At 34.6% G+C, this 14041-nt stretch carries 12 protein-coding genes; all 12 read right to left on the bottom strand.

Annotated features, from left to right (window positions below; all coding sequences use genetic code 11):
* Nucleotides 1-9 precede the first annotated feature (9 nt).
* Complete coding sequence (locus tag CFK37_RS09000) at nt 10-1203, bottom strand: glycosyltransferase family 4 protein (protein ID WP_089061548.1); 1194 nt, start codon at nt 1201-1203, stop codon at nt 10-12.
* Nucleotides 1204-1206: 3 nt separating this feature from the next.
* The gene (locus CFK37_RS08995) at nt 1207-2487 is read right to left on the bottom strand and encodes a nucleotide sugar dehydrogenase (protein ID WP_089061547.1); all 1281 of its coding nucleotides are present in this window, start codon (nt 2485-2487) and stop codon (nt 1207-1209) included.
* Nucleotides 2487-3497 (bottom strand): NAD-dependent epimerase, encoded by a 1011-nt coding sequence (locus CFK37_RS08990; RefSeq protein WP_089061546.1) that lies wholly within the window; start codon nt 3495-3497, stop codon nt 2487-2489. Before CFK37_RS08990 ends, CFK37_RS08995 begins: the two co-directional genes overlap by 1 nt.
* Entirely contained in the window at nt 3494-4681 is a 1188-nt protein-coding gene (locus CFK37_RS08985; RefSeq protein WP_157724823.1) for a glycosyltransferase, read from the bottom strand. The genes CFK37_RS08990 and CFK37_RS08985 overlap by 4 nt, the downstream gene beginning before the upstream one ends.
* A gap of 17 nt (nt 4682-4698) precedes the next feature.
* Nucleotides 4699-5265, bottom strand: a complete 567-nt coding sequence (locus tag CFK37_RS08980; protein WP_089061544.1) for an acyltransferase — start codon at nt 5263-5265, stop codon at nt 4699-4701.
* An 18-nt stretch (nt 5266-5283) separates the two neighbouring features.
* Nucleotides 5284-6561: an O-antigen polymerase gene (locus CFK37_RS08975; RefSeq protein ID WP_089061543.1), complete on the bottom strand. Its 1278-nt coding sequence runs from the start codon at nt 6559-6561 to the stop codon at nt 5284-5286.
* A gap of 5 nt (nt 6562-6566) precedes the next feature.
* Nucleotides 6567-7742: a glycosyltransferase family protein gene (locus CFK37_RS08970; RefSeq protein WP_089061542.1), complete on the bottom strand. Its 1176-nt coding sequence runs from the start codon at nt 7740-7742 to the stop codon at nt 6567-6569.
* An 8-nt stretch (nt 7743-7750) separates the two neighbouring features.
* Nucleotides 7751-8977 carry an oligosaccharide flippase family protein gene (locus tag CFK37_RS08965; RefSeq protein ID WP_089061541.1) on the bottom strand — a complete coding sequence of 409 codons (1227 nt, stop codon included), beginning with the start codon at nt 8975-8977 and terminating at the stop codon, nt 7751-7753.
* A 144-nt stretch (nt 8978-9121) separates the two neighbouring features.
* Nucleotides 9122-10951 carry a polysaccharide biosynthesis protein gene (locus CFK37_RS08960; protein WP_089061540.1) on the bottom strand — a complete coding sequence of 610 codons (1830 nt, stop codon included), beginning with the start codon at nt 10949-10951 and terminating at the stop codon, nt 9122-9124.
* Nucleotides 10952-11177: 226 nt separating this feature from the next.
* A complete protein-coding gene (locus CFK37_RS08955; RefSeq protein ID WP_089061539.1) occupies nt 11178-11834 on the bottom strand; it encodes a response regulator transcription factor in 657 nt (218 codons plus the stop codon).
* A gap of 54 nt (nt 11835-11888) precedes the next feature.
* Nucleotides 11889-12653 (bottom strand): tyrosine-protein phosphatase, encoded by a 765-nt coding sequence (locus CFK37_RS08950; protein WP_089061538.1) that lies wholly within the window; start codon nt 12651-12653, stop codon nt 11889-11891.
* A 212-nt stretch (nt 12654-12865) separates the two neighbouring features.
* Nucleotides 12866-13636, bottom strand: a complete 771-nt coding sequence (locus CFK37_RS08945) for a tyrosine-protein phosphatase (protein ID WP_089061537.1) — start codon at nt 13634-13636, stop codon at nt 12866-12868.
* Between the last annotated feature and the right edge of the window lie 405 nt (nt 13637-14041).

Raw genomic sequence — 14041 nt, 5'->3', positions numbered from 1 at the left:
GTTATGGAATCAACTCTTGTAATTATACCCTGTAACTTTGTAATTATAATTTTCTTCCAACAACCATTCAAAAAGATCTATCTGCTTCGCCAATACTATAGATTCATTAAATTTATTAATTGCAATTTCTCTAGCCCGTTCTCCCATTTGCTGAATTCGCTTCTGTTGAATCAACATATTCTCCATTGCATCTGTAAGTTCATCAACAGATTTTCTTCCCACCAAGTGACCATTCTCATTCTCAATTACCTGCTCCCTACATCCGCGAATATTTGTAGCAATGATGGCGTTTTTCATTGCCATAGCTTCGATAATGGATCGGGGTAACCCTTCACGATATGAAGGTAAAACAAAAACATGGCTTAAAGCCAATATATTATGAATATCATCGCGAAAACCTAGATAAGTAACATTGTCTTGATTCATTAATTGCTTAATTTCTTTTATTGATGTCGTATCTCTTTCACTTTCAGGCAGTCCTCCAATTAATACTAGCTTTGCATTTGAATATTTAGCAGAGATATTCTTGAAAGACTCTAAAAGTTCAATTATCCCTTTTTCTTTAACGAGACGTCCAATAAAAGTAAAAACCACATCGGATTCTTTAATATCTATCTCTTGTTTTATTTCCAACAAGTCATTTTCATCTAATTTATCAGGGTTAAACTTTTCATTGACATTTACTCCATTGCTTAAATGAATAGTTCTGTCCTCTTTCAAAAATTTATCATGCAAAGCTAAATTATAATCTTCTTCACTCTGAAGAAGTAACCAATCAGTCAATAACTTTGCTGCGTATTTCTCAATAGTATAATAAAACCTGTACTGTTTTTTGGACATATCATCATGAAAATAGAAACCGTGTGCAGTATAAATAACATGTTTTATGCCAGCTAATTTAGCCGCAATTCTTCCTAGTAATGCTGCAATAGGTGTATGAACGTGTACAATATCATATTTTTCTTTTTTCATTAATTTATACAACGCAATAATGGATTTTAAATTAGATGCTATATTAATAGACCGATCAATAGGAATATTTTTCAAATTTGGTATTTCCCGATTCAATTTATTAAACAATCCAGTGTCTGTACAGGCGACATGCGTTTCAAAACCTTGTTGTTCCGACTCCATAATTAGCGGTTTCAGCAGCTTATCGACAGTTAAATCAATAGCACATATTTGAAGTATTTTGCCTCTCATTTCTTATAATCTCCACAACTCAATATTGTTTGGACATTCTACCTTATTTAGTTTACTCTTTACATCAAATACAATTCCTTTACCATGTTTTAATAAATGGTCAAACATTCCCCAGCCTTCTTCCAAATAGACCTTGTGAGGCACTGCAAAAACAACAGCATCGGCTGGTTTTAACTCGCTATATGACGTTAAATCTATTTCATATTCCTCATACGCTTCCCCACTATCGGCATGGGCATCAGTAATCTGCACATTTATATCAAAGTCTTCTAATTCAGTTACTATGTCTATTACCCTTGTATTTCTCAAATCCGGTACATTCTCTTTAAAAGTAAATCCAAGAACAGTAACAGTAGAGCCTTGAACAGGCATATTTTTCTTAATCATTTGTTTTACCAAAGATGTTGCAATAAATTTACCGACATTATCATTTGTCTTTCTACCCGCCAAAATTACCTCTGGATGGTGGCCTACTTTCTGTGCTTTATGTGTTAGATAATATGGATCAACACCTATACAATGTCCACCTACTAGCCCTGGCGAGAAATTCAAAAAGTTCCACTTTGTTCCTGCCGCAGCTAATACTTCAGTTGTGTCTATATTTAATTTATCAAAAATCACTGCCAACTCATTCATTAAAGAAATATTTAAATCACGTTGTGTATTTTCAATTACTTTCGCTGCTTCAGCTACTTTAATAGAGCTTGCTTTATGGACCCCGGCCTCTACTACAGACCCATAAACATTAGCAACTATTTCTAGAACCTCAGCATTTTGCCCGGACACGACCTTAGTAATTGTAGTAAATGTATGTTCTTTATCTCCAGGATTAATTCTTTCAGGAGAATATCCAACAAAGAAATCTACCCCACACTTCAGACCTGATGCTTTTTCTAATACTGGTACACACTCTTCTTCAGTTGCGCCAGGATATACTGTAGATTCATATACCACTATTGTTCCTTTAGATATGTTTTTCCCTATTGTTTCAGATGCTTTGACCAATGGTATTAAATCCGGTTGTTTATTTTCAGTAATAGGCGTTGGTACCGCAACAATAATAAAATTTACCTTATTAAGGTCTGTTGGGTCTGAGGTGAAAGTGACTGAAGTATCCTCTAAATCATAAGATTCAACTTCATTTGTTTTGTCATAACCCTGTTTTAAACTTTCGATGCGCTGTTCATTAATATCAAAACCAATAATATCCTGTTTTTTTCCAAAAGCAACTGCTAATGGTAATCCTACATATCCTAACCCTACTACCGCTATCTTTTGTTCCATTATAATTTCACCCCATAATATTCTAAATACCAATCAATAAAATTATTTACTCCATCTTGAATAGATGTTTGTGGCTGAAAGTCTATATCCCTATATAAATCTTCCACATTAGCATATGTTTCAGGAACATCCCCAGCTTGTAGTGGTAAAAAGTTCTTCTTCGCTTCTCTTCCTAATTTATTTTCAATAGCCTCTATAAAATCCATCAATCTAACAGGACTGTTATTTCCAATATTATAGACTTTGTAAGGTGCGTAACTTGAACTTGGATCTGGATTTGCACCTGACCAATCAGGATTTGGCTGAGCTGGTCGTTTAGTTAACCTTGTGATACTTTCTACTATATCATCTACATACGTAAAATCACGCATCATATTTCCGTGATTAAATACATCGATTGGCTCATTATTTACAATCGCCTTTGTAAATAAAAACAACGCCATGTCGGGGCGCCCCCATGGTCCATATACAGTAAAGAAACGTAATCCTGTTGTAGGTAAGTTATATAAGTGACTATAGGTATGAGCCATTAATTCATTAGATTTTTTTGTTGCTGCATATAAACTTAGGGGGTGGTCAATATTATCACTTGTTGAAAATGGCTTAGATGTATTTGCCCCATATACTGAACTCGATGAAGCGTATATTAGATGTTCTACCCTATAATGACGGCAGGCTTCAAGTATATTTGTAAAACCAATGATATTTGAGTTAATATAAGCGTGAGGATTTTCTAGGCTATATCGTACCCCAGCCTGTGCCGCAAGATTTACAGCTATTTCTGGTCTATACTTCTCAAATATTTGGTTGATTATATCAAGATTTTCTAGATCCATTTTTATGAAATTAAAGTTTTCATTAGTAATTTGTTTTAACCTGTTTTTTTTTAATTCAGGGTCATAATAATCATTTACGTTATCAATTCCAATAACTTGATGGCCCTCATTAAGTAAGCGTCTAGATAAATGGGATCCTATGAATCCCGCTGCTCCTGTAACTAGTATTTTCATTTTCCACTAAACTCCTTATGATTAAAATTAACCCAAAAATCTTTCCTTCTTTCATTTAGCACATCAGAAGTGTAACTTTTTGAATAAGAATAATTTTTTTTTGCTTGTTCAAGCATAAGCTTTTTGTTACTTAATAAATAAAAAATCTTTTCACTTAACTCTTTATATGATTTAGGGTTATGAATAAATTTTTTATCAATTAATTCCGGGATACCCCCTACGGATGAAGCAACACATGGAAGTCCACGACTCATTGCTTCTATTAAAGATCTAGGTAAACCCTCAGTTAGACTAGGTTGAATGTACAAGTCTATATTATCAAGCCATTCAAATACTTCTTTCCCGCCAGGTAAACTTCCTAAAAAAACAACGTTATTTTCGACATTCAACTTTTTAGAAAGGTCTAATAACCATCTATTATTTCCTTCTCCGAGTACTATTAGGTTACATTTCAAGCCTTTGCTATTTAATTGTTTAATTGACTTTATCGCTCTATCAATCCCCTTATATTTTGAGGAATATGAGCCTATTAATCCAATGTTGACTTCTTTTCGTACATCAAGTTTATTTATTTTACTAAGCCTATTAAATAGTATTAAATCTGATACAGATGGTAAGTCAACGTTTGAGATATTAGTAAAGCTTGCACTGGAATTATAAGGATACTTTTTCTGTAAATTATTTTTTGTCACATAAATTAGGTATGCAGATTGTTTTATCACTTTTCTATATTTGAAATAATAAATTGGTGCAAGTAATTTCCCAACTACACTTCCATGAGTCCAAAAAGATGAAAAAACATCTCCTACAATTTCTACCGTATAGGGCTTATTTAATCTTTTGGCAATTTTTATTGCAAGATATGCATGTTCGCTAGGCATTCTTGCTATCAAAGCATCGGATCCTTCAATTACAGTTTTTAACTTTTTTTTTAAATCACTTTTGTTTTTATATCTACCTTTTATTTTTGATAGACTTGGCAGGATAATATGTTCTACTCGATTACCACTTGAAATATTTAAATTTTCCCCTAGCTTTCTTTTGGCTCTAGCGGCAACAATTAGGTTATCAAAGTATTTTAAATATCTTTGTTCCCACATTTGATAAGTTAATTTTCCATCCGAGTAGAAATTGTAATCATTATCATATTTAAATATATGACTATGGACAAAAACTGCTTTCATTATCCCACCTCCTTTCATTAAATTTGTTTAAGATCTCTAGCTGGGACACCGCCCATCAATGTATTTGATTTAGTATCCTTATTCAAAACGGCCCCCGCTGCAACAATACATCTTTCATGAATAGTCACGTTTGATAAAATTCGACATCCACATCCTATCCAAACATCATCACTTACTTTTATACTACCTTTTTTTGTATTATTGTATTTAATCGGTATTTCAGTGTTTTCCCAAGTATGCTCAAAAGAAATAAGAGAGGTATGATTTGCTATTGAAACGTTATCGCCTATAGTAATTCCTCCAATTGCATCTACGTAGGAATAAGCATGTATACTTACATTAGACCCAATACTTAGTTTACGACTGTTCTTGAGCACTACCCCTTTTCCAATAAAAATGTTTTCCCCGCAATTTTTTATGTACTTTTTTAAATATAGATATCTTAGTAATAGGCAGGGCTTTGATTCCGAATTATCGCATATAAACCAAAACAAATTAAAAACAAATTTCGGGATTAATTTGCTTGTTAATTCAAATATTCTTAAAATAATATTATATTTTTGAAAAAGTGATCTACCGCTCATTTCTCTCACACCTTATATTTAATTAGAAACCTTAATTACGTTATTAAACTTTTGAAAATAAATTAAAATAATCATCCATATTAAAAATAAAGGAATAAAACTACTCAAAGGAAGCATAATAAATAAAATCACAATTAACAAGGTAGCTGTGTGAATAATGCGATTTTGATATCGATCACCTAAACGACATAAAAATAATAATAAAGCTGGCCCGATTAAAAACCCAAATATCCCAAAGTTTGAAATAGCTTCTTCAAACCAACTTGTAGTCATTGTCCATCCGATATAACCGGAATCAACCCTATTCATGAACACCGCTGATGTTAAATATACCGGATAGGTCCAGGGTTTGTTATTCCATAGCTCTCTCGGAACATAAAAGGTTAAATAAAATAGAATACTTTGGCCAGGGTAATCTAGAATTTCGGGTTTGTCATTAAGCATTGAATAAATCGATAATTTTGTTACATCATCCCTACCATAATTGATTCGAAAGTTTTGATACTTTTCGGCTTGGGTTAGTTTCACATCTAGGGTTTCATACTTAATTTGATTTGTGTAAAAAGTATTGTACCCTAAAAACAAAATCAGACATATAAAAGTAAAAATAACAAGCTTCCATCCTTGTATATATCCTTTTATTACTAAGGAAATAATTAGTAGAGCAATGAAAATCACCACAGCTGAACGTTTACCGTTCAACCAAATAGCAATAAAAACCCACGGCATAACAAGCATCAGAAAGCGATTAAATTTCATTTTATCTATCAGCAAAATTAAAATACCAGATACTATACTAATTAAACTAAATAAATGAATAATACCATGAAAGTCGATAATCTTTTGGCTTACTAATTGTTTTTGATTAATTGCACCGTAATCAAGATAGAAACCCGCTTCAGGTGCGAATAGTACAAGAAGTATTGGAAAAACAACCAAAATCCATAATATCCCTTTAAATAGTTTTTGTTGTCTGCGATTTGATTTTTCAATATCACTATACCTTAATTTTTTTTTTGTACTAAATAAAAACCATAGTATTCCTATAAATATCATATAAGTATCATATATAAAGATTGTATGAGTGTCATTAGTAGCCAATTTAAAACCAGGGCGATTTGAATAAACCGGTATTCCTAATACCAAATCCAGTAAAATTGGAATTGCAAAAGCAATATAATATACAAAATAAGCTATATGCCCTATGTTAATTTGACCCTGAATTATACTTTTTAAATAATATAAAGAAAGTATACTTAAAAATGCAAAAGTTATTATGTTATAAAATTCAAGCATACCCATCATTCCTCAGTAGTTTTTATATATTTTTTAATCGTTTTAGTATAACTTTCGATGTATTTATTGGAATAATCTAGAACAAAAGTACTTATATCAATTTTATTATTATATCTCGCATAAACTTTTTCGGGATTAAGCACATTATTGTTAGTTTTTAAAATTAAAGAATGATAATCTAACACTATTTTGCTATTTTCCGGTAAAACGGCTGGGAAATCACCTACATATTGCGTCATAATTGGCACTACATTCATTGATAGGTACTCTAATACTTTTGTGGGAGATGAAACTGTATTTAAAACTGAAGGCCCCCTTAGCACAAAACCAAAGTCACTAATATCCAGATACCTCGGGACCTCCTTATGGTCCGCAGAAATAATAGTGTAATTTACCAATTCATGGTTACCTGTAATACTTTGGAAATTGTCTGGGTCCTTAGTTATTATTAATAAATGAGTTTTGTTAAACTTTTTTTCAATACTTTTATATAAATTTACAGTTTCTTCAGCCATTTGATAGAATTGTGCTTGTCCTAAATAACAAAAGACTATCGAGTCTTCTGAAATACCAAGTTCACTTTTTATACTAGTTCGAACTAGTTCCTTTTTATACTTAATAAAAATTTCAGAAGGAACCATCGGCAGCACAATAGCTTTGTCTTTTACTTTCAAGTTATTTCTGAAGTTCTCAGAAACCAATACAATTTCATTTGATCTTTCAATATTAATTGCTTCAATTATTTTATAAGCCACAGATAAAATAATATCTTTTGGTGACTTTTTCGAAACTCCTAATTCAAACTTTTCTTTTGGAGCTTTACCATGGTAGTCAAATATAAGATTAATTTTATTTTTTTTAGCAAATTTTGAAGCTATAAAAGTATGCACTAAACTTTGACCATAAATAATATCTGGTTTACCATGTTCATGAATAATTTCATGAAATGAAGTGCTTAACTTACCTCCTAAATAACTAGATAAATTCAATTTTACAGGTACAGGGGTACACAATTGACTAAATTCTTTAGGTAATGTAACGTCATCCGGATAAACCAAAATAGAGTCTATCCCTTCCTTTTTTAAAATTTCTAATTCAAAGAACACCCTTCGAGAGTATCCAGTTCCACTTGCAATTCCTCTTCCTACGATCATCCAAACTAATGATTTTAATTGTGCCAAAATAAAGTTCACCTGTTTCTTTTTTTGATAATAAATATAGTTACAAAAAGGAAAATACTAAATTCAGATATTATAGAAGCAATCACTGCTCCCTTCCATGATATTAGTGGTATAAGTATTAGATTCAAAAAAACATTTAATATTACTGCTATTATTTGAATTCTACTTCTTTCCATCTGATGGCCTGAACCCGTCATTGCATCTGCAAATGGATAATATAGTGATTGGATAATTAACATTAGTAAAAGCAACCTAACCATAGTTATCGATTCCTCATACTGGCTTCCCATAAATAATGTAATTAAAGGTGCGCAAAAATAGACAAGAATGGATGCACCAACAGCATAAACTACTGTTAACTTACCTAACTTTTTGCTCAACTTTACAGCGTTATTTATATGGCTTTTGCCTGCCTCAAAAAAGCTTCTATAATATATTAAGAGTAATGATTGGATTGGAAAAAACGCAAGACTCATAATTTTATAGGCTACAGAATACATGCCAGTAACATCAGCACTAATAAATTTGGTAAGCATTATTTTATCAACATCTATATAGATAGTTCGTGACATCCCACCAATTGAAAAATGTATGCCCTGCTTCACATTAAACCTTATATCCCTTATTTTAAGACGAGGAACTCCTATAGTTTTGATTGTATAAATGGTTGTTAATAGTGTTACAACACCATACAATAGGATATACAACGTTAGAAATTCTTCTAAGCTAGGTTTAAAAGAAGTAATTAAAATGATTATGAATACTGATGCCACTTTTACTATCCCAATAGAAATGATGAACAAGGACATTACAGCTAAATTACCAAATGCTTGAAACGATTTAGAATTCAAATCAATTATTTTAAAAAATAATAAATCTGCAATAATAACCATTAATACTATATTTGTTGGAAACCCAAATGCAATATTATTAAAAACGGTTAGAAAGATGATTAATAGTAATATGTTAATTAACAATATAAATAGACCATTTCCATAGTATACATTAAAGTTTTTTTTGTTTTTTGTTACACTTTGAATAATCAGATGTCCATATCCCAAGTCACTAAAACCACTAAATATAGTGACAATCGCCAAAATTGTTGTGTAAATTCCAAATTGTTCTGGACCAAGATACCTTCCTAATAGAATAAAAAAAAGTGCAAAAGTCACTACCTTATTTATTTGACTAACAAATGTCATAACTTTATTTAGATTACTTATTTTTTCTCTCATAAATTACTCCATCTTATAGTAAAAATCATAAAATTAAATTATGCTCAAAACGGGAAATCGCTATGTTTATGTGGTTTTGCAACTAGAAACAGGACTACATGAATCTTATTGTGTTGTTGTACTGCTCCTATATTTAAAACGAAATTAAAGCCCACTGTTCACTGCCAACAAAGTCTTTTCCAAAAATACAATCCCCATCAATTTATTTTTTAATTCCTCAGAATCATACCCATTAAAACTCACGATTAAATCTAAGAGGATGTTTTCCTCAACTTCACTCGTTCTACCAACATATATTTTCTCATAAACCTGATTAGGGTGAATCTCATCCTTACCAAGTAATTCCTCATACAACTTCTCACCTGGCCTGATACCAGCAAATTTAATGGGAATCTCATCTTCTGTAAAACCTGAAAGTTTTATTAGATTCTTAGCCAAATCCACAATCCTCACGGGCTCGCCCATATCCAAGACAAAAATCTCTCCGCCCTTCGCAAGGGTACCAGCCTGAATGACAAGCCTAGATGCTTCCGGTATCGTCATAAAATATCTTGTCATTTCAGGATCAGTCACGGTAACAGGGCCACCTCTTTCAATTTGCATTTTAAACAGTGGAATAACACTACCCCGACTTCCCAATACATTCCCGAATCGAACAGCTACAAATTTTGTCTTACTTCGTTGAGCCATATCCTGAACGACCATTTCAGCAACACGTTTAGTCGCCCCCATAACATTGGTTGGGTTAACGGCCTTATCAGTTGATACCATAACAAAGGTACTTACACCAAATGTATCCGCTGCTTCAGCAACATTTTTCGTACCAATAACATTGTTCTTCACCGCTTCATGCGGATTATATTCCATCAAAGGAACATGCTTATGCGCTGCTGCATGATAAACAATTGTCGGTTTATGTTTTTCCACGACTTCAAAAATGCGTTTGCGGTCCTGCACATCTGCAATAACCGGCACAATTTCAATATCCATGTCACCGTATTTTTCTTTAAGCTCCATATCTATCGTATAAATACTAAATTCTCCGTGACCGAGCAAGACAATTTTACTTGGGGTAAAACGCATAAGCTGGCGGCAAAGTTCCGATCCAATCGAACCACCTGCCCCGGTTACCATTACTGTGTTACCTGTTACGTATTCCGATATGGCGTTTATATCAAGTTCGACTGGTTCACGCCCAAGTAAATCTTCAACCTCGACATTCTTTAAATTGCTAACAGAAATTTTCCCAGTCATCAAGTCCTCAATCTTCGGTATCATCTGCACCTTAGCTGATGATTTATTACATTCCGTAACGAGTTTATTTAACTCACCATTTCTGAGTGACGGAATCGCAATAACGATATGTTCAATGCTGTGATTTTTGACAACTGTTTCGATGTCCTTCGCTTGTCCTAAAACGGGTAAATTATATAATTGCATTTTTTGCTTGGAAGGATCATCGTCGATAAACGCTATCGGTAATAACTCCGAGTTGTTTTGATTTTTCAGCTGTCTCACAATCATTGCTCCAGCTGAGCCAGCGCCGATTATCAATGTGCGTTTTTTGTCTTCGGCGTTATTCATAAATTGATCACGATATATCCTCCATATGAATCGTGATCCTCCGATTAAGATAATATGTAACATCCATGTAACGACAAGTGCTCGTCTATAAATGGAAAAGTCGTTTACCAGGAATTGAACAATTCCCGCTGAAATAATAGAGAATGTAATGGCTTTAACAATTGCGGTAAGCTCACCTACACTGGCATAGGACCATACTTTATTATAAAGATTATAGATGGATGCAAAGACGTGATGGAAAATTAAGAGTGCGATGGAACTAATGATCAATGCTGGCATATTGAAGACGGGTACGTATGGATAGACAATCCAGGAGGCGATGAATATGGCTGTGCTGACGATAATGGAATCCATGATTACTAATAATGCCAATCTATTATGATAAGTCACGATGTCCACTCCTTTCTTGAAATTAGTTAATGCTACGATGTTACTGGAAATATTTTCATTTATGTTTTATCTGGTTCTATTTTCGCATATTACACAGAAAAAAGTAAGACTTTTTTCGTATATTTTGGCAATAACCGACACAAAAAGTCGGTCAATGACGTACATAACCATACTTAACGTGACTCTATTACAAAAAGTAAGGCCAATACCAATAAAAAGTGCTTTTTTAATGAAAAAAGCCACGGAAATATTCGATCACTTTTGACCGTCTTCGCATATTTACCTTCGTATAAATGTCGCTGATATAGTTCTTGATCGTGCCTTCGCTCAAATACATGTATTCGGCAATCACTTTATTCGCTTTGCCTTCCATCATCAAATACGCGATGTCGAGTTCTTTCTCCGTTAAGTAGATGGATCGATGTTCAAGCTTTCTTGCCAGAATCTGCTTCTTATTGTACATGTTGTGTCTAATCCTTCTCGCTAGGATTCTGGCCGCTTGACCGGAGATAACCATGTCACCATAAAATGCATCCCTGATAGCCTGTATCAATTTTGTTGCGTTCAGATTCTTAAACAGGAAACCGTCCGCATCAGCATTTAACCCCGCTATAATCAAGTCTTCCTCGACATAGGTCGTAAGCAGAATTACCTTTGTTCCGGGGTAGTGATCTTTGATATACCTGGTAGCTTTAACCCCGTCGATACCGGCAATATGTAAGTCCATCAGCACAACATGTGGCTGTTTTTCTTCGATTAATCGAAAAGAATCATCCGCAGTCTCTGCCATGCCAACCACTTCCAGGTCTTCTTCATGATGGATTAAGGCCTTTATTCCCTCGCGAAACAGCTGCTGATCCTCTACTAGTAGAACATGTATCATACAAACACTCCGCCTATTAGTCTAGTACAAAGGACATACATAATCGTGTACACCCTAAAAGATTCCGAGAAACTTCTTCTTTTTAACCTCTGCAGGCTCCAGGCGGTTCACGGTTTTGCTTTCGACCAGCAATTGAGCATTTTCCATGAACATATACCGCGCGTCTACTCCATGCTGATCCATCAATTCCTTGTACCCTTCCTGCAACGTAAACCCTCGTGATGTTGTATTATGCGCATCAGAAGCAATGAAGTGGGTTAAATTCGCCTCAACCAGTTGGTGGGAGAACTTCTGCAGATTTTTGCCGAATTTGCCGCATAAACTGCCTGCCGTTATTTGGGTTAATGACCCTTTTTTAACAAACTCATACAGCATCGATGGATGTTCGATTAGTACTTGGTTACGCTCAGGATGCACAATCACCGGTTTATAGCCGGCAAGCTGGATATCGAAAAGCATCTGCTTCGCATAGCGTGGAACACTGCTGGACGGAAATTCAACAAACAGGTATTTCGAATGGTTCAACGATTGAATAATGCCATCTTCAAGCTCGTCGATGATCTCCCCATTCATGCGGATTTCCTGCCCTGGAAGAATGGTTAGCGGAATATCCTCTTCCTGAAATAAATCATTTAACACGTTCACATGCGTTATAATATCCTGCTTGCTATTTTCATATTTTCCATTCATATGGTGCGGAGTTGCAATGATGGTATCAATCCCCTGATCAACCGCAGCGTTCGCCATCGCGATACTGTCCGATTCCGTTTGGGCGCCATCATCAATTCCTGGCAATATATGACAATGTATATCAATCATGAAAATCACTTCCTAACATTCCATTATAACTTTTCGAACTATTCTCACATTCTAACATGTTTATTTGTGATAATAAACTAGAATTTTGTCGCTATGTGGTTAGAAAAGCGTAAGTGCTCCGTTTAGAAGCGGAGGCTGGAGCTAGACATAAAAGACCGTAAAAAAAGGGAACTAATTTATATTAGATCCCTATCTATCACTTATAGGTGGTCTTAGCTAAAGATTCGTAAACCTTTTTTTATTCGTATGCGCTCTGGTTGTTCTTTTGGTACGGTAAGGTTATCAACAATATATTGGCTATTTTCCATGAATTGATAAACCATCGCATTTCCAAAACCATTCTTAATAGTACCATAAGCTTGCTTCAGATAGAAGGACTTTTTATGACCATTATTTGCCTCAGATGCTATAAAATGTCCTAGGTTCGCCTGGATCATTTGGTGGGCAAATTTTTGAATCTTTTTTCCAGATTTCCCCACGATACTAGCAGCAGTGATTTGGGTTAATGCCCCGTTTTTTACCATTCGATATAATTTATCAGGGTTCGCGATCAATTCCTGATTTCGCTCCGGGTGAACAATAATTGGTTTATACTCGGCAATTTGCAGATCGAATTGCAGCTGTGTCAAATAATGCGGTACATAATCCCTTGGTAGGTTGATGAATACATACTCGCTTGTCTGATTTAACGGCAGCACTTCCCCTGACCGCAGCCCCTTGAGCATTTCCCCATATACTCTCGGTTCCTGACCAGGTAATATCTTTAGCGGCACATCCTGCTCTTTCAGTTTTCCATTCAGATAATCAACTGCCCCAATTATATTATCCGCTGAAGTTGCCGCGTCCCCTTCCGTGTGATGCGGTGTTGCAATAATATGTGTAATCCCCTGTTGAACCGCGATATCAGCCATCTTCAAGCTTTCCGTTAAAGACTTTGCGCCTTCATCCATCCCAGGAAGGATATGGCAATTAATATCGATCATTCCGTTCACTCCCATAGCGATTCTTTTCTCTCTCTATCTCGTTCCTAGTTATATGTATCTAGGTATATCTATTCTTATTTTTATAGTATAACAGTTTTTTGTCGGTTTAAAAGTCACGAAAAAGTCATATTCGTGGTGTGAAAGTCATTTTTTACAGTACTAAGGTAAAAACAGAGCGGGGTGTTAAGCTTTAAACAGGCAAATCCTGAGTTTCTCACTCCCTCGCCTGAGTTCAATTAAGGGTACTGAAAAAGTGGCGGATTTTAAAAATTTAGCTATTCACCTTAACTTAGCATCTTGAATATACGAAGACTCCTGCGGGAAGTGAGAGATCGGCGAGACCCCGCAGGACGGCAGTCCGAGGAGACTCGTCACTCGCCCGCGGAAAGCGCAGTATATTCAAGA

The sequence above is a fragment of the Virgibacillus phasianinus genome (assembly GCF_002216775.1).
GTDB lineage: Bacteria > Bacillota > Bacilli > Bacillales > Amphibacillaceae > Virgibacillus_F > Virgibacillus_F phasianinus.
This window is presented reverse-complemented; position numbering and strand designations above follow the sequence as displayed.

Excerpts from the sequence above, each read along its gene's own strand:
- CFK37_RS09000 (WP_089061548.1), bottom strand. The coding sequence starts at position 1,203 with ATGAGAGGCAAAATACTTCAAATATGTGCTATTGATTTAACTGTCGAT.
- CFK37_RS08995 (WP_089061547.1), bottom strand. The coding sequence starts at position 2,487 with ATGGAACAAAAGATAGCGGTAGTAGGGTTAGGATATGTAGGATTACCA.
- CFK37_RS08990 (WP_089061546.1), bottom strand. The coding sequence starts at position 3,497 with ATGAAAATACTAGTTACAGGAGCAGCGGGATTCATAGGATCCCATTTA.
- CFK37_RS08985 (WP_157724823.1), bottom strand. The coding sequence starts at position 4,681 with ATGAAAGCAGTTTTTGTCCATAGTCATATATTTAAATATGATAATGAT.
- CFK37_RS08980 (WP_089061544.1), bottom strand. The coding sequence starts at position 5,265 with ATGAGCGGTAGATCACTTTTTCAAAAATATAATATTATTTTAAGAATA.
- CFK37_RS08975 (WP_089061543.1), bottom strand. The coding sequence starts at position 6,561 with ATGCTTGAATTTTATAACATAATAACTTTTGCATTTTTAAGTATACTT.
- CFK37_RS08965 (WP_089061541.1), bottom strand. The coding sequence starts at position 8,977 with ATGAGAGAAAAAATAAGTAATCTAAATAAAGTTATGACATTTGTTAGT.
- CFK37_RS08955 (WP_089061539.1), bottom strand. The coding sequence starts at position 11,834 with ATGATACATGTTCTACTAGTAGAGGATCAGCAGCTGTTTCGCGAGGGA.
- CFK37_RS08950 (WP_089061538.1), bottom strand. The coding sequence starts at position 12,653 with ATGATTGATATACATTGTCATATATTGCCAGGAATTGATGATGGCGCC.
- CFK37_RS08945 (WP_089061537.1), bottom strand. The coding sequence starts at position 13,636 with ATGATCGATATTAATTGCCATATCCTTCCTGGGATGGATGAAGGCGCA.